This is a genomic window from Rhodovulum sp. PH10 (assembly GCF_000293785.1).
Classification (GTDB): Bacteria; Pseudomonadota; Alphaproteobacteria; order Rhizobiales; family Xanthobacteraceae; genus Rhodoplanes.
In genome coordinates this window covers 23444-46309 of the sequence record NZ_AKZI01000121.1, presented here as the reverse complement: position 1 = coordinate 46309, position 22866 = coordinate 23444, and the positions used below count along the sequence as shown (strand labels likewise).

Sequence of the window (22866 nt, the reverse complement as noted above, 5' to 3'; positions counted from 1 at the left end):
GCCGAGGCCGGCGACGCCGCCGCCCGCCGGGCCGCCGCGACGGCCGCGCCGCACGTCTCCGCCGAGCCGCCGGGCCCCGATCGAGTCGCGCCCCAGGCCGCGCCCCAGATCGCCCCACAGGTTGCGCCCGTCCATGTCGCCCCTGCCCCGGCGCCGGTCCCGCCCGCCCCGGTGTTCTCCCTGAGCGACACCGACCGCGCGCGGCTGACCACGGTGCTGGCCGATCTCGACGCCTGCAAGCGGCTGCTCGACGAGGCGCTGGCGGAGCCGGCCGCGACCCCCTAAAACTCGCCCGAACGATTGTCCAAGCAACGCAACTCGGCCGGTCCCCCGCCGGCACGATCCGGCCGATTCATGACCGAGCCCAGCAGCTACACCCACCGCCGCGGCCGGTTCGCCGCCGAACGCAGCTACCGCATCGCGCCCGACGCCCTCGCCTGGACCGAGAACGGCCGGGAACGGCGGCTCGCATTTGCCGACATCGCGGCGCTCGAGGTCTTTCTCGCCCGCATTCCGGGCGTGCCGGGCGCCTATTGGACCTGCCTGCTCCACCGCAAGGACGGCGGCCGTGAAAAAATCTCCGCCGCGCACTGGACCGGGCTGCGCAGCGTCGAGGACCGCTCGAAGAGCTACTTTCCGTTCGTCCATGCGCTGACCGCCCGCATCCAGGAGGCCAATCCGCAGGTCGGCTCGATCGAGCACCGCAGCATTCGCGATCGCATCGACACCGCGGTCGGCAGCACCGGGGTCGGTGCGCTGCGGCTTTTGCGCAAGCTCGACCTCGAGCGCGGCGCGGCGTTCGCGGGAGCGGCGATGCGGCGGATCGGACCGCGGCTGCGCGGCCACCGCACCGCCGACGAGCAGCTCGCGACCGTGTTTCCCGACATGTCGAAGGCCGAGCGCGAAAAGGTGCTCGCCGGCATGTGGGACAATTTCGGCCGGCTGTTCGTCGAGTACGCCCACCTCGATCGCCTGTGGGATTACGACTGGGACGACCCGAAGCCGGGCGGGCGGATCGAGATGGACGCGGCCTCGGCCGAGCGGCTGAAGGGCGCCTGCCGCGGCGGCGGCCGGGCGATGTTCTTCACCGGCCACATCGCCAATTGGGAGATCACCCCGCTCGGCGCCACCACGCTCGGGCGCGAGATCGCCGTGGTGTTTCGCGCCCCGCGGATCGGCGCCTTCACCAAGGAGATGGTCAAGCAGCGCAGCGCGCTCGGCTCGACCGTGATCTCCGCCGGCCCCGACACCCCCTTGCGGATCCGCGAGGCGCTGAAGAGCGGCAAGATGGTCGGCATGCTGGTCGACCAGCATTACGTGCGCGGCATCGACGTCGACTTCTTCGGCCGGCGCTGCAAGGTCAACCCGATGCTCGGCCGCTTCGCCCGGATGTTCGACTGCCCGATCTATGGCGCCCGCGCGATCCGCCTGCCGGACGAGCGGTTCCGCTTCGAGCTGGTCGGGCCGCTCGCGCTGCCGCGCGACGCCGACGGCAAGATCGAGGTCGACGGCACCATGCAGATGGTCACCGACGTGATCGAGGGCTGGGTGCGCGACCATCCCGAGCAGTGGCTGTGGCTGCACCGCCGCTGGCGGTAGCCCCCTCGCCTCTCGCCGCTCCGACGACCTCTTCGACGCAAAAGGGCCCGCCACACCGGCGGGCCCTTCGCGTGTCGTCTCCTCGGCGGGCGGCCGAAGCCGCCCGCGGGCTTTACCCGATCAGCCGTGCGCCAGCACCGCGAGCAGCAGCAGCGCGACGATGTTGGTGATCTTGATCATCGGGTTCACGGCGGGGCCCGCCGTGTCCTTGTAGGGGTCGCCGACGGTGTCGCCGGTCACCGAGGCCTTGTGCGCCTCCGAGCCCTTTCCGCCGTAATGGCCGTCCTCGATGTACTTCTTGGCGTTGTCCCAGGCGCCGCCGCCGGAGGTCATCGAGACCGCGACGAACAGGCCGGTGACGATCACGCCGAGCAGCATCGCGCCGACCGTGGAGAAGGCCGCCGACTTGCCGGCCGCGCCGCCCCCCGCGATCACGTAGATCGCGAAATAGACGACGATCGGCGACAGCACCGGCAGAAGCGACGGGATCACCATCTCCTTGATCGCCGCCTTGGTCAGCAGATCGACGGCACGGCCGTAGTTCGGCCGCTCGGTGCCCTTCATGATGCCGGGCCGCTCGTGGAACTGGCGCCGCACCTCCTCGACGATCGCCGAGGCCGCCCGGCCGACCGCCATCATGCCCATGGCGCCGAACAGGTACGGCAGCAGGCCGCCGAACAGGAGGCCGACCACGACGTAGGGGTTGGTCAACGCGAAATCGAGCTGCACCCCCTCGAAGTACGGGTAGGTCGCCGAATCGCCGATGAAGTGGCGAAGATCCTCGTTGTAGGCCGAGAACAGCACCAGCGCGCCGAGACCGGCGGAGCCGATCGCATAGCCCTTGGTGACCGCCTTGGTGGTGTTGCCGACGGCGTCGAGCGCGTCGGTCGACTTGCGGACCTCCGCCGGCAGGCCGGCCATCTCGGCGATGCCGCCGGCATTGTCCGTCACCGGGCCGAACGCGTCGAGCGCGACCACGAAGCCGGCGAGCGACAGCATGGTGGTGACGCCCACCGCGATGCCGAACAGGCCGGCGAGCCCATAGGTGACCAGGATGCCGGCGATGATCACGATGGTCGGCATCGCGGTCGCCTCGAGCGAGACCGCGAGGCCCTGGATGATGTTGGTGCCGTGACCGGTGACCGAGGCCTTGGCGATCGTCTGCACCGGGCGGAAGTTGGTGCCGGTGTAGTACTCGGTGATCCACACGATCAGGCCGGTGACGGCGAGGCCGGTGACGCCGCACACATAGAGCTGCCAGCCGGAATAGCCGACGCCCGGCAGCGGGCCGAAACCGATCAGCAGCGCGACCACGCCGGCGATGCCGATCAGCGACAGCACCGCGGTGGCGATGAAGCCGCGATAGAGCGCGCCCATGATCGACTGGTTGGCACCGAGCTTCACGAAGAAGGTGCCGACGATCGAGGTGATGATGCACAGGCCGCCGATGCCGAGCGGCAGCATCATCATCGGCAGCAGCATGTCGGTGCCGCGGAAGAAGATCGCCGCCAGCACCATGGTGGCCACCGTGGTCACCGCATAGGTCTCGAACAGGTCGGCGGCCATGCCGGCGCAGTCACCGACATTGTCGCCCACATTGTCGGCGATGGTCGCCGGGTTGCGCGGATCGTCCTCCGGGATGCCGGCCTCGACCTTGCCGACCATGTCGCCGCCGACATCCGCACCCTTGGTGAAGATGCCGCCGCCGAGACGGGCGAAGATCGAGATCAGCGAGGCGCCGAAGCCGAGCGCCACCAGGGCGTCGATCACCACGCGCTGGTCGGCCGCGAAGCCGAGCCCTTGGGTGAGCACGCCGAAATAGACGGTGACGCCGAGCAGCGCCAGGCCGGCGACCAGAAGGCCGGTGATCGCGCCCGCCTTGAACGCCATGTCGAGGCCGCCGGCGAGCGAGGAGATCGCCGCCTGGGCGGTGCGGACATTGGCGCGCACCGAGACGTTCATGCCGATGAAGCCGGCCGCGCCCGACAGGATCGCGCCGATGGCGAAGCCGCCCGCCACCAGCCAGCCGAGAAACAGGCCGAGCAGCACGAAGATGACGATGCCGACCACGCCGATATAGCTGTACTGGCGCTTCAGGTACGCCTGGGCGCCCTCGCGCACGGCGCCGGAGATCTCCTGCATGCGCTCGGTCCCGGCGTCCGACGCCATCACCGAGCGTACCGCCCATATGGCGTAGACGATGGAGAGCGCCCCGCATAGGACGATGACCCACAAAGCTGTCATTGATGACCCTCGACTGATTTTCGTTGGCAGGGGCCCCGGGACCGGGGCGCACAACGCACGGCCGGCTCCCATTCCGGCCGGCCGGAAAAGCCGCGCGCGGACCTTGCCAAAAACACGTATGTGACGCAACGAAAACCACGGTACGAAAGCCCTGATCCACGGTCTCTTTCCGCCCGCCCGGACGGTCCGGCGGCGGCCTTCGCTCGCCCTTCCCGCGGCACGCGACGAAACGGCGGCGGGCGTCCGGCGAGGACGCCGCGACGGCGGACGGATCGCGATTCACTGGCGCGAGGCCGCCGCGCAGGCCGGCTCCGATCCCGGACACACGGGATCACATCTCAAAAAAACTGCGTGATCCGGTCATCCGCGGTTGCCTCGGGGCCTGCGCATGTGATGATTCGGCGACGCCTCCGCCACATCGTGACGAGACGGCGCCGCGCCGACCTGCGGCCTCGGCCGCCCGTGTGCGCAGTTCGGTCAACGTGAAGGACGTGCCGTGGTCCCCCTGCCCCGCCAAAGCGGCGTCCGGCAAGACGTTTCGAGCCGCTCGACCGCCGCAAAACTCCGGCGCACCTGCGAGCGGAGGCGGTCGTGAGCCCCGCGGCACCGCCCCCTCCGCCCGGCCCGTCCTGGCTCGTTCTCGCCGACGACCTCACCGGCGCCGCCGACTGCGCCGTCGCCTTTGCCGCCCGCGGCTACCAGGGTGTCGTCGTGCTCGACGGCGACCGTCCCCCGGCCGACGCCGGCGCGTCCCCGCAGGCGAGCGACGACGGCTCCCCGTCCGGCACGGCGGGTGTGGTGCTGGCGGTCGACACCGACGGCCGCCGGCTCGACCCGGCGGGCGCGCCGGCCCGCCAGCGGGCGGCGCTCGCCGCCCATCTCCGGCCCGGCGACCGGATCTTTGCAAAGATCGATTCCACCTTGCGCGGGCATGTCGCGGCGGAGACCACCGCGCTGCTGGAGGCGCTCGCCGAACGTGAGAGCGCTCCGCGCACGGCCTTCGTCGCGCCGGCCTTCCCGGCGAACGGCCGCACCACCGAGGCCGGCCGCGTGCGGGTGCACGGCAGGCCGCTGGCGGAGGCCACGCCGCTCTCGCGCCGCCACGCCGCCGGCCTCGACGATCCGGGCGACCTGCCGGCCCGCTTCGCCGCGGTCGGGGTGTCGGCCGACACCATCCCGCTCGCCTGCGTCCGCCGCGGGGCGGAGGCGGTGCGCGCCGCGGTGAGTTCGGCGATCGCCGCCGGCCGCCGCGTGCTGGTGTGCGACGCCGTCACCGACGAGGACCTCGCGATCATCGCCGCGGCGACGCTGCCGCTCGCCGACCGGCTCGTGTTCGTCGGCTCGGGCGGGCTGTCCGGCGCGCTCGCCGCCACCGAGCGCCCGGACGGGCGGGCGCCGCCGGCGGCCCCCGAAACGCCCGGTCCCGTCCTGGTCGTGGTCGGCAGCCTCGCCGACGTCTCGCGAAAGGGTTCGGCAAAACTGTCGGCATCCGGCCGGGTCGCCACCGTCACCTTGCCGGAGGCGGTGCTGCGCGATGCGCCGAGCTCCCCCGCCGCGGCCGAGCTGACGGCGCGGATCGAGGCGGCGCTCGCCACCGGCGACGTGCTGGTGGAGACCGAGACCTCGGCCACGACCGATCTCGTCTGGGCGGACGTGGTCGGCAACACGCTCGCCGAGATCGTCGCGCCGGTGGCTCCCCGTCTCGGCGGGATGATCGTGCCGGGCGGCGGCACACTGCGGCCGCTGCTCGCCCGCATGGGCGTGACCGGCATCCGGCTGTGCGCCGAGATCGAGCCCGGCATCCCGCTCGGCCGCACCATCGGGGCGACCGCGCTGCCGATCGTCACCAAGGCCGGCAGCTTCGGCGACGAGCACTCGCTCGCCCACTGCCTCGACCGGTTGTCCGCTGCGCTCGGCCGCCCTTCGGCGACCGGCACCGGCACGGACGGCGACGCCACCCGGCAGAAGCCGGTGGTGGCGGTGACGATGGGCGATCCCTCCGGCATCGGCCCGGAGATCGTGGTGCGGGCGCTCGCCGGCGGCGAGATGCTGGACCTGTGCCGGCCGCTGGTGATCGGCGACGCCGCAAGGCTCGAGGAGGCGGCGAAAATCCTCGGGGTGCCGGTCGCGGTGCGGCGGATCGAACGCGCCGCCGAGGCCGGCTTCGCCCGCGGCACCATCGATTGCGTCGATCTCGGCGTGGTGCCGCCCGGCCATCCGTTCGGCGTGGTGTCGCCGCTGTCCGGCGAGGCCGCGTATCGCTACGTCGCACGCGCGGCGGCGATCGTCGCCGCCGGCGAGGCCGACGCGATCTGCACCGCGCCCCTGAGCAAGGAGGCGCTGCACGCCGCCGGCCATCCCTATCCCGGCCACACCGAGCTGTTGGCCGAGCTGACCGGCACGCCGGAAGTCTCGATGATGCTGGTCGGCCCGCGGCTGCGGGTCGTTCACGTCACCACCCATCTCGGCCTGGTCGACGCGGTGGCGGCGATCGAGCCGGGCCTGGTCGCCCGCACCATCGCCCGCGGCCGCGACACGCTGGTCGCCGCCGGGGTGGCGCAGCCGCGGATCGGCGTCGCCGCGATCAATCCGCATGCCGGCGAGCACGGCCTGTTCGGCCGCGGCGAGGAGGAGGCGAAGATCGTCCCCGCCATCCTCGCCTGTCGTGCGAAGGGGTATTCCATCGAGGGGCCGCTGCCGGCCGACACGCTGTTCTTCCGCGCCCAGCGCGGCGACTTCGACCTGGTGGTGGCGATGTATCACGACCAGGGCCACATCCCGATCAAGGTCACCGGGATCGAGTCGGGCGTGAACGTCACCGTCGGCCTGCCGGTGGTGCGCACCTCGGTCGATCACGGCACCGCGTTCGACATCGCCGGCCTCGGCATCGCCGACGCGCGCAGCATGATCGCCGCGCTGACGCTCGCGGCCGACCTCGCCCGGCGCGCCCGCGCACCGGCCTCCCCCCGATCATCCGAGCATCACGAAAGGCCACCGGAATGCGCCGCCGACGCGAGCGACAGCAGCAGATTCTCGACCTGATCCGCTCCGGCGAGGAGAATGTCGAGGTGTTGGCCGAGCGGCTCGACGTGTCTCTCTCGACCATCCGCCGCGATCTGCACCGGCTGTCGGAGACCGGCGCCGTCACCCGCACCTATGGCGGCGCCATCCTGTCGCGGCCGGCGGTCGAGGACGCGCTGGCGAGCCGCGAGCACATCAACCTCCAGGCCAAGCAGGCGATCGGCCGCGCCGCGGCGGCGATGGTCGACGATGGCGACCGCGTGCTGCTCGACGTCGGCTCGACCGTCGAGGCGCTCGGGCTGCGGCTGAAGAGCCGCAGGCTCACCGTCGTCACCAACAATCTCGCCCTGGTGCCGGTGTTCGCCCATTCCGAGACGATCGAGCTGACGCTGCTCGGCGGCACGCTGCGCTCGATCAGCATGGGCACGTTCGGGCCGCTCGCCGAGCTGATGATGCGGCGGATCACCGTCGACAAGCTGTTTCTCGGCGCCGACGGCGTGGTCGCCGGCCGCGGCCTGTGCGAGGCGACGCAGGAGCAGATCGCGCTGAAGGACTGGATGGTGCAGCAGGCGGCGCACGTGTTCCTGCTGGTCGATGCGAGCAAGCTCGGCAGCGCCCACCAGCCGGCCTGGCTGCCGCTCGGCCGCCCCTGGACGCTGGTGACCGACGCCGAGGCGACCCCCGAGCAGCTCCGTCCGTTCCGCGCCCTGCCCGAGGTCACCGTGGTGGTGGCCGAGGCCGGCGCCGACCGCCCGCCCGCCGACGCGGACGGCCAGGACGCTCACGCCCCACAGGACCCTCGCGCCCCGCACGACGCTCGCGCCCCACACGACGCCCACGCCCCGCAGGGCGCCCACGCGCCGCAGGGCGCGCCGGACCGGACGGAGGCGCAGAACCACTGATCTTGCCCTCGGCGACGGCACCCCCTAAAATCGATCCCGCATCGAGAGTTGGGGCGACGCCCAACGCCAACCTGCCGTTCCGGGCAAGGTGGCACTCCCAGGGTCCGATCGACCGGGGAGGATGTGGCCGAGCCGGCAACCAAACGGATCACGCCACCCGCGTCCGCCCCGAGCCAGAGGACGGACGACCCCCAAATGCCGATAAAAATCCCCGATGGCCTGCCCGCCCGCCGCACGCTGGAGGCGGAAGGCGTCACCGTCATGAACGAGACGGACGCGATCCGGCAGGACATCCGTCCGCTGCGCATCGGCCTGCTCAACCTGATGCCGGACAAGATCCGCACCGAGACGCAGTTCGCCCGGCTGATCGGCGCCACCCCCCTGCAGGTCGAACTGACGCTGGTGCGGATCACCGACCACGTGTCGCGCCACACCGCCGCCGACCACATGGCGACCTTCTACCGCCCGTGGAGCGACGTGAAGACCGAGAAGTTCGACGGCTTCATCGTCACCGGCGCGCCGGTCGAGCTGTTGCCGTTCGACAGCATCACCTATTGGGACGAGCTGACCGACATCTTCGACTGGACCCGCACCCACGTGCATCGCTGCCTGACGATCTGCTGGGCGGCGCAGGCGGCGGTCCACCACTTCCACGGCATGCCGAAGCACACGCTGCCGCAAAAGGCGTTCGGGGTGTTTCGCCACCGCGTGCTGGTGCCGACCTCGCCCTATCTGCGCGGCTTCTCCGACCGCTTCCCGACCCCGGTGTCGCGGCGCACCTCGATGCTGAGCGCCGACATCCCGGCGGGCCGCGGCCTGTCGGTGCTCGCCGAGGGCGAGGAGACCGGGCTGTGCCTGGTCGACGACCCGGAAAACCGCACGCTGCACATGTTCGACCATCTCGAATACGAGACGGCGACGCTCGCCGCCGAGTACACCCGCGACGTCGCCGCCGGAAAGACCATCGCCATTCCGAAGAACTATTTTCCGGACGACGACCCGTCGCGACCGCCGGAGAACCGCTGGCGCAGCCACGCGCACCTGCTGTTCGCCAACTGGATCGCCGAGATCTACCGCACCACGCCGTTCGACGTGGCGACGATCGGGCAGGACGCGACGATCGGGCAGGACGCCACGGTCAGAAGTGACTGAAGCTTTCGCGGGGAAACCGCATGCGGCCGCCGTCCGGGCCGATCACCGCGAGCGGCGCCGGATCGGGCAGGATTTCGCCGATCTCGGTCGCCGTGACGCCCGCCGCCGCCGCCGCGGCGAGGTAGTCCGCGAGGTTTTGCGGAGCGACGGTCGTGAGAATCTCGAAGTCGTCGCCGCCGGTCAGCACGGTGGCGAGCTTTTCCGGCTCCGCCGCGATCACCCGCGCCGCGGCGGGCGACAACGGGACGCTCACCGCGTCGAGGGTCGCGCCGACGCCCGAGGCGGCACAGAGCTTTGCCAGGTCGCCGACCAGGCCGTCCGACACGTCCATGCTGCCGGTGGCGTGCGTCCGCACGGCGTCCGCTGCGGCGGTGCGCGGCTGCGGCACCCGGTATCGCTCGACCAGATGGTCGCGCAGCGCCGCGTCGAGCCCCCACCGCTCGGCGATCGAAACATCCTGCCGCACCAGAAGGCCGAGCGCGGCGTCGCCGATCGTGCCGGTGACGACGATGCGGTCGCCGGGCTTCGCCCCGCTGCGCTTCGCCATCGTCCCGGCGGGCACCGAGCCGAACGCCGCGATCGACACCATCACCGGCCCCGGCGAGCCGACCGTGTCGCCGCCGAGCAGCGGGCATCGATAGGCCTCGGCATCCTCGCCGAGCGCCTGCGAGAAGGCGGCGAGCCAGTCGTCCGAAAACCCCTTCGGGAGCGCGAGCGAAAGCAGGAAGCCGAGCGGCGCCGCCCCCTTGGCGGCGAGGTCGGAGAGGTTGATGCGCAGCGCCTTGCGGGCGACGGTGGCGGGCGGATCGTCGGGCAGATAGTGCATGCGCTCGACGATGGCGTCGGCCTTGAGCACCAGCTCGTGGCCTTTGGGCGGCGTCAGCAGCGCGGCGTCGTCGGCGAGCCCGAGCGCGCCGGGATGTTTTGCGAGCGGCGCGAAGTGCCTCGCGATCAGCCGGTCCTCGCCCGATGCCGATCCCGACGGCGAACCCGGATCCGGCTGCCCTGCTCCGCTCATGTGGTCGTCCTTCGAGTCGTCCCGCCGTCCCTGTGGCAGGCGTCCCTATAGCAGCCTTCGCCCGGCCCGGCGCGCCCCGGTCCCGTGTCCCATGTCGCGTATCCCATGTCCCGTGTCGGGCTCAGGCGGCGTCGATCCCGAGCCGGATGGTCGGGTGGCGCGGCAAGAGCGCAGCGTCGACGTTCACGCGGCGGCCGCCCGGCGCGACCTCGACGCGGTTGCGGCCGCGCTCCTTGGCCCGGTAGAGCGCCTGATCGGCCTGGTGCTGCAGCATCGAGAGGTCCAGCACGGCGTCGTGGGAAAACACCATGCCGATGCTCACCGTCGCCTGCACCGGCCAGCCGTCGACCACGCTCGCCATCTCGGCGAACGACGTGCGGATGGTCTCGGCGATGGCGATCGCGCCGTCGCGCGGCACGTCGTGCAGCACCACCGCGAACTCCTCGCCGCCGATCCGGCCGACCACGTCGCCCGGCCGCACCGCCCGCTGGGCGCTCTCGGCGAAGATCTTCAGCACGCGGTCGCCGACCGCATGGCCGAACCGGTCGTTGATCGACTTGAAGGCGTCGAGGTCGGCGAGCAGCACGGCGGTCGGCCGCGGCGCCTCCACCTGCCGCTTGGCGATGCGGTCGCATTCGACGAGGAAGCCGCGCCGGTTGGTGATGCCGGTGAGGAGATCGACCATCGAGGCGGTGCGGTGGCGGAACTCGGTGCGCTCCTTGGCCATCGCCAGCAGGATGAAGGCGATCGAGATCGAGAACAGCAGCGCCTCGGAGCTGAGAACGGTCAGCCACACGCTGCCGAACATCTGGTTCGACGGCGACCACGGCAGCAGCACGCTCAAGGGCGTGCGCAGCAGAAACAGCGCGCCGTGCGCGAACAGGAGGAAGGTCGCCGGCAGCCGCGACACCAAGGGCTCGGCGCGGCCGCGCCAGAACTCGGCGGCGGTCGCCCAGGTGTAGCCGGCGATGATGCCCGCGCTCACCAGCGCGCGCAGCTCCATCGTCTCCCACTCGAACCGGACGTGGCTGGCGCCGAGCCACAGCACCGCGCCGGCGATCATCACGAGCGGCATCGGCCGGCGCCCGTCGAACACCCGGGCGCCGGTCCAGGTCACCGCGAACGAGGTCAACAGCACCGCGTTGGCGAGATCGATGGTGATCTCCGTCGGCCAGCTGCCGTACATGCCGAACAGCGTGATCGAGCCCGCCCGCAGGAGATGCGCGCCGGCCCACCACGCCACCGCCTCGATCGCCGGGTTCTGGAACCAGACGAACAGGAGCAGCAGGCCGAGGATCGCCTCGACATAGATGGTGACCAGGAAGAGCGTGTTGACGTCGATGGCCATGGTCCGAAACTCGGCGGCGACCGCGTTTGCCGCGGTCGCAGACCTCCTTCGCTAACGGGTGGGCTCCCAACAACTCCTGAAGGTCGCGACCGATCCACCCCCCTTCGCCCGCACGGTTACGCGCCGGTTGCCGAAACCCACCGCTTTCGCCGAAAATGCCGCGCATCGGCCGTGCGTCCGGCAGTCCGGACGAGGGGCCGGCCGACGCCCCCACCCCCGGAGCCCGATGACCAGCCCCGACACGTCGAAAAACCCGCCCGCCGTGCTGGTGTGGTTCCGCGACGACCTGCGCGTCGCCGACCACCCGGCGCTCGATTCCGCCGCGCGAAAGGGTTTGCCGGTCGCCGCGCTGTTCGTGCTGGACGAGGAGAGCCCCGGCCTGCGCCCGCTCGGCGGGGCGGCGCGCTGGTGGCTCGCGGGATCCTTGCGGGCGCTCGGGGAGGGGTTGGCGCAGCGCGGGGTGACGCTGGTGCTGCGGCGGGGGGGTGCGGCGACGGTGGTGCCCGAGGTGGCGGCGGCGGCCGGCGCGACGACCGTGGCTTGGAACCGACGCTACGAGCCGGCGGCGGCGACCATCGACCGGACGGTGGAGGCGGCGCTCGCCCGGCAGGGCGTCGCGGTCGAGACGTTTCAGGCGTCGCTGCTCGCCGAGCCCGAAGCGTTACGGACCAAGAGCGGAAAACCGTTCGCGGTGTTCACGCCGTTCCTGCGCGCGGTGCTCGCCGGGCCGTCCCCCAGGGCGCCGCTGCCGGCGCCCGGACCGATGCAGGGCGTAGAGGGACTTGCCTCGGATGCGCTCGACGACTGGGCGCTCGAGCCGCAAAGGCCGGATTGGGCCGGGGGCTTACGGGAAACCTGGACGCGCGGCGAGGCGGCGGCGCAAGCGCGGCTTTCGGAGTTCGTCGAGGACGGCCTCGCCGGCTATGCGGACAAGCGCGACCGCCCGGACCTGCCCCACACGTCGCGGCTGTCGCCCCGGCTGCGGTTCGGCGAGCTCTCCCCCTTCCAGGTGTTTTCCGCCGCCGCACTCGCCCGCGAGGCACCGCCCGGCCGCCGCCCGAGCGACACCGACGTGGACAAGTTCGTCGCCGAGCTGGTGTGGCGGGAATTTTCCTGGCACCTGCTCGCCGCCCATCCGGACATCGCCACCGCGAACATCCAGGAAAAATTCGACGCCTTCCCGTGGCGGGACGACCCGGCGGCGCTGTCGGCCTGGCAGCGGGGCGAGACGGGCTATCCGATCGTCGACGCCGGGATGCGCGAACTCTGGACCACCGGCTGGATGCACAACCGGGTGCGGATGGTCGCCGCCTCGTTCCTGGTAAAACACCTGCTCACCGACTGGCGGGCGGGAGAGCGGTGGTTCCAGGACACGCTGGTCGATGCCGATGCCGCCAGCAACCCGGCGAGCTGGCAATGGGTGGCGGGCTCGGGCGCCGATGCCGCGCCCTATTTCCGCATCTTCAACCCGGTCCTGCAGGGCCGGAAATTCGATCCCGCGGGCGACTATGTCCGTCAGTTCGTGCCGGCGCTTCGGTCGCTGCCGGCGCCCGCCGTTCACGCGCCGTTCGCGGCGAGACCGCTCGATCTCGCCGCGGCGGGCGTGACGCTCGGGAAAACCTATCCGGCGCCGGTGGTCGATCTCGAGGCGGGGCGCGAGCGGGCGCTGGACGCGCTCGCCCGCAGCCGCCGGCCTCACCAGAAGTGATACAGAGCGTTCAGCCCGAGGACGCCGACCACGATCAGGTAAATGGCGACGACGTAATTGAGGAGCCGCGGCGCGATCAGGATGAGAATGCCGGCGATGAGCGCGACCAGCGGGGCGATATGAGCGGTCGTGACGACCATGACGATCTCCTTGCTCGAACGAAATGAACGATCGGAAACGTCCCGGAGGACAAAACGATCCTTCGATAGCCGATTCCACCCCCGCCTGTCGGCCCCCTCCTGCCGCCCCCGACGTCTCTCGGCTCGACGTGTCCTGCTCGACGCCCTCACCGAAAGCGACTACCAAGAAAACCCCTCCGAGTGCAGGATCCCGCCAATGCCCGCATCCCCGTTTCCGTCGCCGTACCGTCCGTTCGTCACCACCGAATGGCTCGCCGAAAAGCTCGGATCGCCGGACCTCGTGGTGCTCGACGCCTCGTACTACCTGTCGACCCAGAACCGCGATGCCGACGCCGAGTATCTCGCCTCCCACATCCCGGGCGCGCTGCGGTTCGACATCGAGCGGGTCGCCGACAAGACGACGACGCTGCCGCACATGCTGCCCTCGGCCGAGCAGTTCGCCGCCCAGGTCGGCGAGATGGGGATTTCGGAGACCGACACCATCGTCGTCTATGACGGGCTCGGCCTGTTCTCGGCGCCGCGCGTGTGGTGGACGTTTCGTTTGTTCGGTGCGGAGAAGGTGTTCGTGCTGGAGGGCGGCTTTCCCCGCTGGGTCGCCGAGGGGCGGCCGGTGGAGGCCGGATCCGTGACGCGGCCGCCGAAGACGTTTCGGGTGACGACGCCGGCCGATCTGGTCGCCCGGTCGGTCGCCGACGTGGCGCGGGTGCAGAAGACGATCGCCGAGCGGAGCGCCCAGGTGGTCGATGCGCGGGCGAACGACCGCTTTCGCGGCGCGGCGCCGGAGCCCCGCCCCGGCCTGCCGTCCGGCCACATCCCGGGATCGTTCAACGTGCCGCACGCGGCGCTGGTCGAGGACGGCCTGCTGGTGCCGCCCGAAAAGGTCGCCGCCGCCTTCGCCGCCGGCGGGGTGGATCTGGACAAGCCGGTGCTGACGAGCTGCGGCTCGGGCGTCTCCGCGGCGGTGCTGTGGATCGCACTCGACACGCTCGGCAAGGCGCCGGTCGCGCTCTATGACGGCTCGTGGACCGAATGGGCCGGCCGCGGCGACCTGCCGATCGCCACCGGAGAGGGGTGACGCCCCCCGGCACCGCGGGATTGACCGCCGCGGAGTGCGCCTTATCGTCGTGGCCGATCCATCGGAGCCGGCCATGGACGAGGCGACCGTTTCCACCGACCCGCACGCCGAGGTGATCGCGCGTACGAAGGCCGTGTGCGGCCGTCTCGCCGAGCTCGGCGTGACGGCGCGAATTTTCGGCTCGCTCGCCCGCGGCGAGTTTCGCCAAAACTCCGACATCGACTTCCTGGTCGTCGCCTGCCCCGCCCGGCTGAAATACGCCATCGAGGGTCTTGTCGAGGACGGGCTCGGCGGGCTTCGCTTCGACGTCGTCTATCTGGACGAGGTGCCGCCCCACAAGGTCGCGCGGTTCATCCGGGAGGCGATCGATGCGGAGCGCCTTCGCTGACGTCGCGACCGAGCTCGCCGACATCGCGCGCGAGGTGGCGATGCTGGACGAGGCGACAGACATTCATCGCACCCGTGGTCCGGCCGAGACACCGGCGTTCCGCTGGCTGATGGTGCAGGGCCTCGCATCGGGCGTCGAGAAAATCTACACCGGCTGCGAGCGGGTGATGAGCCTGATCGCGACGCATGTCGACGGCACGCGCGTCATGCGGGACGAGGGCTGGCACGTCTCGTTGCTGAAACGCATGGCGACACCCTCCGCGGTCCGGCCGGCGGTGATCTCGCCCGCCTGCTTCGACGCGCTCGACCGGCTCCGTGCGTTTCGGCACCGCCAGCGCAACACCTACGGCCTCGTGCTCGACGCCGAGATCGTCGCGCAGCGCGCCGCCGAGACCCGCCCGGCGTTCGAGCGGTTCCGCGACGAAGTTCTCGCTTTCATGGAGACGTTTCGCGATCCGCCACCGCCCGGGCGCTGAACGACGCGAGGGTGACGGACGCGAGCGTCCTCACCCCAAGATCTGCCCCAAGAAGGTCTTGGTCCGCTCGTGCTGCGGATCGGTGAAGAAGGCGTCGGGCGAGTTGATCTCGACGATCTGGCCCTCGTCCATGAACACCACGCGGTCGGCGACCTGGCGGGCAAATCCCATCTCGTGGGTGACGCACAGCATGGTGGTGCCGTCCTCGGCGAGCGAGACCATGGTGTCGAGCACCTCTTTCACCATCTCCGGATCGAGGGCGGAGGTCGGCTCGTCGAACATCATGATCTTCGGGCTCATGCACAGCGCGCGGGCAATCGCCACGCGCTGCTGCTGGCCGCCCGACAGCTGGCCCGGATATTTGTGCGCCTGCTCGGGGATTCGCACGCGCGCGAGATAGCGCATGGCGACCTCCTCGGCCTCCTTGCGCGGCATCTTGCGCACGTGGATCGGCGCCAGCGTGCAGTTCTCCAGCACGGTCAGATGCGGGAACAGGTTGAACTGCTGGAACACCATGCCGACCTCGCGGCGCACCTCGTCGATCCGCTTGAGGTCCTGCGTCACCGTCACGCCGTCGACCACGATGGTGCCGCGCTGGAACGGCTCGAGCGCGTTGACGCAGCGGATCAGCGTCGATTTGCCGGACCCCGACGGCCCGCAGATGACGATGCGCTCGCCGCGCGCCACCGAGAGGTTCACGTCCGACAGGACCTGGAAGTCGCCGTACCATTTGTAGAGGCCGGTGATCGCGACCGCGGGCCCTTGCGTCGCGGCCGGCGCCGCCTCCGCCGTCCCGGCCTTTTCCGCGGTCTCGATCATCGAACGCTCCTCTCGCTCAGCGCCGGTCGGCGGCCCCGAGCCGCCGCTCGACGCCCGAGGCGTAACGCGACATGAAGTGGCACGCCACGAAGTAGCACATCGCGGCGAAGGCATAGCCGGTGAAGCTGGTCACCGGGGTCGCCCAGGCGGGATCGTTGCGCGCCACCTCGATGGTGCGCAAAAAATCGAAGATGCCGACGAAGAACACCAGAGTGGTGTCCTTGAACAGCGCGATGGCGTTGTTGACGATGTTGGGGATCGTCACCTTCAGCGCCTGCGGCAGGATGACCAGCGCCAGCGTGCGCCAATAGCCGAGGCCGAGCGCGGCGGCCGCCTCGTACTGGCCCTTGGGGATCGACTGCAGGCCGGCGCGCACCACCTCCGCCATGTAGGCGGACGAGAAGATCGCGATGCCGACCAGCGCGCGCATCAGCTTGTCGGGCGACCAGGCGGGCGGCACGAACAGCGGCAGCATCACGCTCGCCATGAACAGCACGGTGATCAGCGGCACGCCGCGCACGAACTCGATGAAGATCACCGAGAACAGTTTCACCACCGGCATCTCGGAGCGGCGGCCGAGCGCGAGCAGCACGCCGACCGGCAGCGACACGACGATGCCGACGGTGGCGACCACCAGCGTCACCAGCACGCCGCCCCACAGCGCGGTGTCGATCGTCTCGAGGCCGATCATCGGAAGACCGTGCAGCAGCACGACGGAGGCGGCCGGCAGCGCGAGGAAGAAATAGGCGGCGCCGAGATCGCGGCGCGGCGCATCGAGCCACATCATCCAGACGAGGCCGACCGCGAGCAGCGCGAAGAAGACGTTCACCCGCCAGCGCTCCTCCATCGGGTACGGCCCGTAGACGAAGAAGTTGATCCAGGTGCGCACGAACGCCCAGCAGGCGCCGGGATCGGGGTTTTGCGCGGTGGCGAGACAGGCCTCGCGGCCGTCGTCGCCGCTCCACACCGCGTGGAAGACGAGGAAGTCGAGGAGCGGCGGCACCACCCAGGCGATCGCCGCGACGATCAGGACGGTGAGGAGGCCGTTGAACGGCGACGAGAACAGATGCGCGCGCGCCCAACCGAGCGGCCCGCGCGGCCCCTTCGGCGGCGCCACCCGTTCGGCGCGCTGCGTGCGAACGAACAGCACCGTGTCGGTGGTGGTGGCCATGTCGCTCATGCGGCGTGCGCCTCGATGCGGAGATCCGGAAGAACCGTCGACACGCCGGCCGGGCTCCCGCTTTCGCGGGACCGCGCGGAGATCGGCGCGCGCGCCGAGCGCATGGGGGGCGTCGGGGGCGTCGGGGGCGTCGTCACGGCCGCGTTGCGAGGTCGCTCGCGCATGGCTCCGCCTATCGTTCCACCAGCATGACGCGCTTGTTGTAAATGTTCATCGCGAGCGAGGTGGCGAGGCTGATCGTCAGATAGACCGCCATGGTGAGGACGACGACCTCCACCGCCTGCCCGGTGTTGTTGAGCACCGTGCCGGTGAAGATCTGCACGAGGTCCGGATAGCCGATCGCCACCGCCAGCGTCGAGTTCTTGAACAGGTTGAGATACTGGTTGGTCAGCGGCGGCACGATCACCCGCATCGCCTGCGGCACCACGACGAGCCGCATGGTCGGTCCCCGCCGCAGGCCGAGCGAATAGGCCGCCTCGGTCTGCCCCTTCGGCACCGACAGGAGGCCCGCCCGCACCACCTCGGCGATGAAGGCCGCGGTGTAGATCGACAGCCCCGCCAGCAGCGCCACGAACTCGGGCAAAATCTCCAGGCCGCCGCGGATGTTGAAGCGGCCCATCTGCGGATAGGCGAAGGAGATGCGCGCCTCGATGAAAATCGCGACCAGGAGCGGCAGGCCGAGCACCAGAAAAGCCATCACCGCGATGTCGAGCGGCGTCGCGGCGATCCGCCCGGTCTTGCGGCGCCACCAGCGCCAGGCGATCGCGGCGACGATGCCGCCGAGCAGCACGAGCGCCAGCGTCTGGCCGCCGAACACGTTCGGGGCGGGCAGGAACAGGCCGCGGATGTTGAGATAGCCGCCGCCCGGCAGCATCACGCTGTCACGGATGTCCGGCAAGGCCTTGAGGACGGCGTTGTACCAGAACAGGAGCTGCAGCAGCAGCGGGATGTTGCGGATCAGCTCGACATAGCCGGAGGCGAGCTTCGCCACCAGAAAGTTCGGCGACAGCCGCGCGATGCCGACGACGAAGCCGATGATGGTGGCGAGTGCGATCGCCAGCGCCGCCACCAGCACGGTGTTGAGAAACCCGACCCAGAACGCCCGCCCGTAGGTGGAGGCCTGGGCCGAGTAGAAGATCAGCGTCTGGCTGATGTCGAAGCCGGCGGTGACGTTCCAGAAGTCGAACCCGGTCGCGATATTGGCGCGCGCGAGGTTCTCGGCGACGTTGATCACCGCCACCCAGGCGAGCGCCGCCACGACGACGATCAAGCCCGCCTGGATCAGCAGGCCGCGCAGCCGCGGCCTGCCGAGGGTGGGAACGGGCGCGGCGCCGCTCGGTCGCGTCATGCCGGCTCCGCGCGCTCAGCGCACCGGCGGGGCGTACATCAGCCCGCCCTTGGTCCACAGCGCGTTCTGCCCGCGGGCGATCTTGAGGGCCGAGTTCTGGCCGATCGTGCGGTCGAACACCTCGCCGTAATTGCCGACCTTCTTGACGATGCGCACCACCCAGTCCTTGGTCAGGCCGAGCTGCTCGCCGTAATTGCCCTCGCTGCCGAGCAGCCGCTTGATCTCCGGATTGGCGGAGGAGACCATCTCGTCGACGTTCGACTGCCCGATGCCGAACTCCTCGGCGTTCACCATCGCGAACTGCACCCATTTCACGATGTCGAACCACTGGTCGTCGCCGTGCCGCACGAAGGCCGCGAACGGCTCCTTGGAGATGACCTCCGGCAGCACCACGTGGTCCTCGGGCTTGGCGAGCTTCAGGCGCACGCTGTAGAGCTGCGAGGCGTCGGTGGTGTAGGCGTCGCAGCGGCCGGTGTCGTAGGCTTTCAGCGCCTCGTCGAGGGTGGCGAAGGTCACCGACTTCAGCCGCATCTTGTTGGTGCGGAAATAGTCGGAGAGATTGAGCTCGCTGGTCGTGCCCTGCTGCACGCACACCGCCGCGTCGTTCAGCTCGAGCGCCGAGTTCAGCTTGAGCGACTTTCGGACGATGAAGCCCTGGCCGTCGTAATAATTGATCATCGTCGCGTTGAGCCCGAGCTGGGTGTCGCGCGACAGCGTCCAGGTGGTGTTGCGGATCAGCACATCGACGTCACCGGACTGCAGCGCCGTGAAGCGGTCCTTGGCGGTGAGCGGGATGAACTTGACCTTGTCCGGGTCGTCGAAGATCGCCGCGGCGAGCGCCCGGCACATCTCCACGTCGAAGCCGGTCCAGACGCCCTGGGCGTCCGGCATGCCGAAGCCCGGCAACTGCCCGTTGGCGCCGCAATTGAGCACGCCGCGTGCCTTGACGGTGTCGAGGGTCGCCGCCGATGCGGACGAGAGCCCGACCAGGGCTGCGCCGGCGACGGCCAGTGCGACGGAAACCCATTTCATAATCGCCTCATTGACAGTGCGAGGAGTCCGGTGCATGGGCAGCGTCCGTGACGCGACCCGTGCGCGTGATGATGCATGTCTCGTGCCGAGAACCGGCCGCCCGGCGGTGCCCGCGCCCCGAGCGTGGTCCGGCCGAGCATATCAGAACGAATGCAAAGCCGGGTCAAGGGCGTCCACGCGCCCGTCACGGCCGTCCACACGGTCCGCTCGCGACCACCCCCCGCCATGCCGTCACGCTCGAGGACGGCCGAGGAATCCGGAATGAAGAACGACCCCGATCGGACCGCAGCGCAGCCGCTCGCGCCCTCCACTCGCCTGGTGGTCGGCGGCCGCCGGCCGGAGGAGCAGTACGGCTTCGTCAACACGCCCGTCTATCACGGCTCGACCGTGCTCTACCCGACCGCCGAGGACTTCCGGGCCCGGCGCTCGCGTTACAAGTACGGGCGGCGCGGCACGCCGACCTCGGACTCGCTCGAAAGTCTGCTGGCCGACCTCGAGGGCGAGGCCTGTGCCGGCGTCGCGCTGCTGCCGTCCGGCCTCGGGGCGATCTCGGCGGCGCTGCTGGCGGTGCTGAAGGCGGGCGATCATCTGCTGATGACCGACTCGGCCTACGAGCCGACCCGGCATGTCTGCGACCACCTTCTCACGCGGTGGGGAATCTCCACGACCTATTACGATCCGCTGATCGGCGCCGGCATCGAGGCGCTGGTTCGGCCGAACACCAGAGCGGTGTTCGTGGAAAGCCCCGGCTCGCTGTCGTTCGAGATCCAGGACGTGCCGGCGATCGCCGAGGTCGCGCACGCCCACGGCGCCGCCGTGCTGATGGACAATACGTGGGCGACGCCGCTCTATTTTCGGGCGCTCGACCACGGCGTCGACCTGTCGATCCAGGCCGGCACCAAATATATCGGCGGGCATTCCGACATCATGTTCGGCTGCGTGGCGGCCAACGCCCACTATGCCGACGTGTTGCGCGACACCGTCTTCTCGCTCGGCCTGTGCGTCGGGCCGGACGACATGAACCTCGCGCTGCGCGGCCTGCGCACGCTCGCGGTGCGGCTGCCGAGCCATTTTGCCGCCGGGGTCGAGGTCGCGACCTGGCTGGAGGGCCGGCCGGAGGTTTCGCGGGTGCTGCACCCGGCGCTGCCGTCGCATCCGGGTCACGCCCTGTGGAAGCGCGACTTCACCGGCGCCTGCGGGCTGTTCTCGATCGTGCTGAAGCCGGTGCCGGAGACCGCCGTCGACGCCTTCCTGAACGCGATCGACCTGTTCGGGATCGGCGCCTCGTGGGGCGGCTACGAAAGCCTCGCCATCCCGTTCGACTGCTCGAAAATCCGGACCGCGACGACCTGGGCGCCGGGCGGCCCGACCGTGCGCTTCCATATCGGCCTCGAGGCGGTCGGCGACCTGATCGCCAATCTCGACGAAGGCTTTGCCGCCCTGAACGCCGCCGCGCAGGCGGGGTGAGCTTTTTCGGGGCGTTGTCCGATCCGTCCGATGAAGGCGACCGGGTGCATCATGCGCCCGGTTGCACTATCTTCCGGGGACCACGGCTCGGAGACACACGATGGTCGCACGACGGCAGCCCGCGTTCCCGACGGAGGTCGTCCGCGACCCTTCCGTGATGGACGGCGCTCCCGTGGTGAGCGGGACGCGGATCCCGGCCGAGACGGTGCTCGCCTATCTGCGCGCCGGGCAGGGCCCGCGTGATCTGTTCGAGGATTATCCGAGCCTTCCCCTCGACGGCATCGAGGCGGTGGTCGCCTGGGCGGAGGCCGTCTACGGCCCCGACTGGCGCCTGCGGTCGGACACGGCCCCGACCGGGCGATGAGCCGGCTGCTGATCGACGAATGCCTGAGCGTCGGGCTCGTCGCCGTGGCCAAGAGCCGCGGGGTCGCGGCCGATCACGTTACTTGGCTCGGCAAGAGCGGCTGGCAGGACCGCAACCTCGTCGCGTTCGCGGTCGACGGCGACTACCTGATGGTCACCAACAACCGCCGACACTTTCTGCGTGAATATGCCAAGCTGGCGGCCCATCTCGGGCTGGTCGTCATCGTCCCGGCTTTGCCGCGGGCCGGTCAGAGCCGGCTGTTCGAGGCAGCCCTGGACACGCTCGCCGCCCGCGAGGACGAAGGCTTCGACCGAGTGGTGGAAGTCTTGGCGGATGGCCGCGTCACCGTGCGGGAATGGACGCTCGCCGCCCACGATCCCGGCCACATCGACCATCCGTCCTGGGATTGACGCGGCAGCCGAACGCCCAGCGCCACGCCGTGCCCACTCCCGCGGCGTCTGCCCGTCGTACCCCCTACTCCGCCGGCGTGCCCTGGACCGGGGCGGCGACGCCCGCCGCGCCGGCGCGGCGCTCGCGCAGCACGAAATGCAGGTTGCGGAAATACACGAACACGCCGAACGCCTGGCCGGCGATGAACACCGGATCGCGCCGATAGAGCGCGTAGATCAGCAGCAGCACGCCGCCGCCGATCGAGAACCACCAGAAGGCGACCGGCATCACGCTGCGCTTGGCCCGCTCGGAGGCGAGCCACTGCACCACGAAGCGCATCGTGAAGAGCCCCTGGGCGACCAGCCCCAGCAGCACCCACCAGTCCACCCGGGTGACGAACACGTCGTAGAGATAGCCGCCGATGGCATGCGACAGGTCGATCAGCATCACGGTCACCCTTCCGACACCTGCGGAACGCGCTTTCGCCTCCGGATCAGCCACCAAACTCCGGCAAGATCGAGGAGACCGACCCACAGCCGGTCCCAAATCCCGTATTTCGACGTGCCGTGGCGGCGCGGCCGGTCGACCACGTCGACATAGGCGATGGTCCAGCCGTCGCGCCGCACCAGCGCCGGCAAAAACCGATGCAGCCCGTCGAAATAGGGCAGCGCCAGAAACACGTCCCGCCGAAACACTTTCAGGCCGCAGCCGGTGTCGCGGGTGCCGTCGGCGAGCACGGTGCTGCGCACCGCATTGGCGATGCGCGACTGGAACCGCTTGAAGCCGGTGTCCTTGCGGCGCACCCGCTGGCCGGCGACCAGCCCGATCTTCGCGTCCGCCCGCACTTTTTCGAGCAGCGCCGGGATGAAGGCCGGGTCGTTCTGACCGTCGCCGTCGAGCGTCGCGACCAGCGGCGCGCGGGCCGCCGCGACCCCGGTGCGCACCGCCGCCGACTGGCCGCACGAGGCGGCGTGCCGCACCTGCCGCAGCCACGGCCGCTCGGCGCGCAAACGGTCGAGCTCGGCGGCGGTCTCGTCGGTCGAGCCGTCGTTCACATAGACGACCTCGAAGCGCTCGGCGGAAAGCGCCAGCGCGATCTCGTCGACCAAGGGCGCGATATTGGCGGCCTCGTTGCGCACCGGCACGACGACCGCGACGGCCGGTTCCGGATCGGTTTGGTGGGACATGGCGGGAAA

Annotated in this window: 22 protein-coding genes and 1 riboswitch; of the genes, 12 read left to right on the top strand and 10 right to left on the bottom strand. The window is 70.4% G+C overall.

Annotation, left to right across the window (positions count from 1 at the left end):
• Both A33M_RS25065 and A33M_RS18150 read left to right on the top strand, forming a co-directional pair.
• The coding region (locus A33M_RS25065) for a hypothetical protein (protein ID WP_040621535.1) at positions 1 to 285 on the top strand (285 nt) is incomplete at its 5' end.
• Positions 286 to 354: 69 nt separating this feature from the next.
• Positions 355 to 1599, top strand: coding sequence for a lipid A biosynthesis lauroyl acyltransferase (locus A33M_RS18150; RefSeq protein ID WP_008390205.1), 1245 nt, complete (start codon positions 355 to 357; stop codon positions 1597 to 1599).
• A 120-nt stretch (positions 1600 to 1719) separates the two neighbouring features.
• On the opposite strand, the gene A33M_RS18145 is transcribed toward A33M_RS18150, so the two are convergent.
• Complete coding sequence (locus tag A33M_RS18145; RefSeq protein WP_008390203.1) at positions 1720 to 3843, bottom strand: sodium-translocating pyrophosphatase; 2124 nt, start codon at positions 3841 to 3843, stop codon at positions 1720 to 1722.
• A 591-nt stretch (positions 3844 to 4434) separates the two neighbouring features.
• Here A33M_RS18145 and pdxA point away from each other — a divergent pair.
• The 3 genes from pdxA (at position 4435) to A33M_RS18130 (ending at position 8918) form a co-directional block, all read left to right on the top strand.
• Positions 4435 to 6885, top strand: a complete 2451-nt coding sequence (gene pdxA / locus A33M_RS23185) for a 4-hydroxythreonine-4-phosphate dehydrogenase PdxA (RefSeq protein ID WP_008390200.1) — start codon at positions 4435 to 4437, stop codon at positions 6883 to 6885.
• Entirely contained in the window at positions 6843 to 7766 is a 924-nt protein-coding gene (locus A33M_RS18135; RefSeq protein WP_008390198.1) for a DeoR/GlpR family DNA-binding transcription regulator, read from the top strand. The genes pdxA and A33M_RS18135 overlap by 43 nt, the downstream gene beginning before the upstream one ends.
• A 33-nt stretch (positions 7767 to 7799) precedes the next feature.
• Positions 7800 to 7919, top strand: a riboswitch (SAM-I-IV-variant riboswitch).
• A gap of 42 nt (positions 7920 to 7961) precedes the next feature.
• Positions 7962 to 8918 carry a homoserine O-succinyltransferase gene (locus A33M_RS18130; RefSeq protein ID WP_008390197.1) on the top strand — a complete coding sequence of 319 codons (957 nt, stop codon included), beginning with the start codon at positions 7962 to 7964 and terminating at the stop codon, positions 8916 to 8918.
• Here the strand turns inward: A33M_RS18130 and thiL are convergent.
• Both thiL and A33M_RS18120 read right to left on the bottom strand, forming a co-directional pair.
• Positions 8905 to 9936 carry a thiamine-phosphate kinase gene (gene thiL, locus A33M_RS18125; RefSeq protein WP_008390194.1) on the bottom strand — a complete coding sequence of 344 codons (1032 nt, stop codon included), beginning with the start codon at positions 9934 to 9936 and terminating at the stop codon, positions 8905 to 8907. The two genes, A33M_RS18130 and thiL, sit on opposite strands and share 14 nt — an antisense overlap.
• 121 nt (positions 9937 to 10057) lie before the next feature.
• Positions 10058 to 11284: a GGDEF domain-containing protein gene (locus tag A33M_RS18120; RefSeq protein ID WP_008390192.1), complete on the bottom strand. Its 1227-nt coding sequence runs from the start codon at positions 11282 to 11284 to the stop codon at positions 10058 to 10060.
• 226 nt (positions 11285 to 11510) lie between these two features.
• Here A33M_RS18120 and A33M_RS18115 point away from each other — a divergent pair, with 226 nt between their 5' ends.
• Positions 11511 to 12992, top strand: a complete 1482-nt coding sequence (locus A33M_RS18115; RefSeq protein ID WP_008390190.1) for a cryptochrome/photolyase family protein — start codon at positions 11511 to 11513, stop codon at positions 12990 to 12992.
• Here the strand turns inward: A33M_RS18115 and A33M_RS23180 are convergent.
• Positions 12980 to 13132, bottom strand: a complete 153-nt coding sequence (locus A33M_RS23180) for a DUF3096 domain-containing protein (RefSeq protein ID WP_008390188.1) — start codon at positions 13130 to 13132, stop codon at positions 12980 to 12982. The two genes, A33M_RS18115 and A33M_RS23180, sit on opposite strands and share 13 nt — an antisense overlap.
• 196 nt (positions 13133 to 13328) lie before the next feature.
• On the opposite strand from A33M_RS23180, the gene sseA reads away from it, so the two are divergent.
• The 3 genes from sseA (at position 13329) to A33M_RS18100 (ending at position 15070) form a co-directional block, all read left to right on the top strand.
• Complete coding sequence (gene sseA / locus A33M_RS18110; protein WP_040621532.1) at positions 13329 to 14207, top strand: 3-mercaptopyruvate sulfurtransferase; 879 nt, start codon at positions 13329 to 13331, stop codon at positions 14205 to 14207.
• Between the two features lie 73 nt (positions 14208 to 14280).
• Entirely contained in the window at positions 14281 to 14595 is a 315-nt protein-coding gene (locus A33M_RS18105; protein WP_008390186.1) for a nucleotidyltransferase family protein, read from the top strand.
• Positions 14576 to 15070 carry a hypothetical protein gene (locus A33M_RS18100; protein WP_008390185.1) on the top strand — a complete coding sequence of 165 codons (495 nt, stop codon included), beginning with the start codon at positions 14576 to 14578 and terminating at the stop codon, positions 15068 to 15070. Before A33M_RS18105 ends, A33M_RS18100 begins: the two co-directional genes overlap by 20 nt.
• Before the next feature lie 30 nt (positions 15071 to 15100).
• On the opposite strand, the gene A33M_RS18095 is transcribed toward A33M_RS18100, so the two are convergent.
• The 4 genes from A33M_RS18095 to A33M_RS18080 form a co-directional block, all read right to left on the bottom strand.
• Positions 15101 to 15889 (bottom strand): amino acid ABC transporter ATP-binding protein, encoded by a 789-nt coding sequence (locus tag A33M_RS18095; RefSeq protein WP_008390184.1) that lies wholly within the window; start codon positions 15887 to 15889, stop codon positions 15101 to 15103.
• Positions 15890 to 15905: 16 nt separating this feature from the next.
• Positions 15906 to 17069, bottom strand: a complete 1164-nt coding sequence (locus A33M_RS18090) for an amino acid ABC transporter permease (protein ID WP_008390183.1) — start codon at positions 17067 to 17069, stop codon at positions 15906 to 15908.
• 172 nt (positions 17070 to 17241) lie between these two features.
• Positions 17242 to 18417, bottom strand: a complete 1176-nt coding sequence (locus A33M_RS18085) for an amino acid ABC transporter permease (RefSeq protein WP_008390182.1) — start codon at positions 18415 to 18417, stop codon at positions 17242 to 17244.
• A 15-nt stretch (positions 18418 to 18432) separates the two neighbouring features.
• On the bottom strand, positions 18433 to 19449 hold the full coding sequence (locus A33M_RS18080; protein WP_008390181.1) for an amino acid ABC transporter substrate-binding protein: 1017 nt from the start codon (positions 19447 to 19449) through the stop codon (positions 18433 to 18435).
• Positions 19450 to 19710: 261 nt separating this feature from the next.
• Between A33M_RS18080 and metC the strand changes: the two genes are divergently transcribed.
• From metC to A33M_RS18065, 3 genes are all read left to right on the top strand, one after another.
• Positions 19711 to 20916, top strand: coding sequence for a cystathionine beta-lyase (gene metC / locus A33M_RS18075; protein WP_008390180.1), 1206 nt, complete (start codon positions 19711 to 19713; stop codon positions 20914 to 20916).
• Between the two features lie 100 nt (positions 20917 to 21016).
• A complete protein-coding gene (locus tag A33M_RS18070; RefSeq protein WP_040621528.1) occupies positions 21017 to 21280 on the top strand; it encodes a DUF433 domain-containing protein in 264 nt (87 codons plus the stop codon).
• Complete coding sequence (locus tag A33M_RS18065; RefSeq protein WP_008390176.1) at positions 21277 to 21690, top strand: DUF5615 family PIN-like protein; 414 nt, start codon at positions 21277 to 21279, stop codon at positions 21688 to 21690. The genes A33M_RS18070 and A33M_RS18065 overlap by 4 nt, the downstream gene beginning before the upstream one ends.
• A gap of 64 nt (positions 21691 to 21754) precedes the next feature.
• Here A33M_RS18065 and A33M_RS18060 read toward each other — a convergent pair whose 3' ends face one another.
• The gene (locus A33M_RS18060) at positions 21755 to 22117 is read right to left on the bottom strand and encodes a lipid-A-disaccharide synthase N-terminal domain-containing protein (protein WP_085977092.1); all 363 of its coding nucleotides are present in this window, start codon (positions 22115 to 22117) and stop codon (positions 21755 to 21757) included.
• 5 nt (positions 22118 to 22122) lie between these two features.
• Positions 22123 to 22857, bottom strand: a complete 735-nt coding sequence (locus A33M_RS18055; RefSeq protein WP_008390172.1) for a glycosyltransferase family 2 protein — start codon at positions 22855 to 22857, stop codon at positions 22123 to 22125.
• Positions 22858 to 22866: the final 9 nt, after the last annotated feature.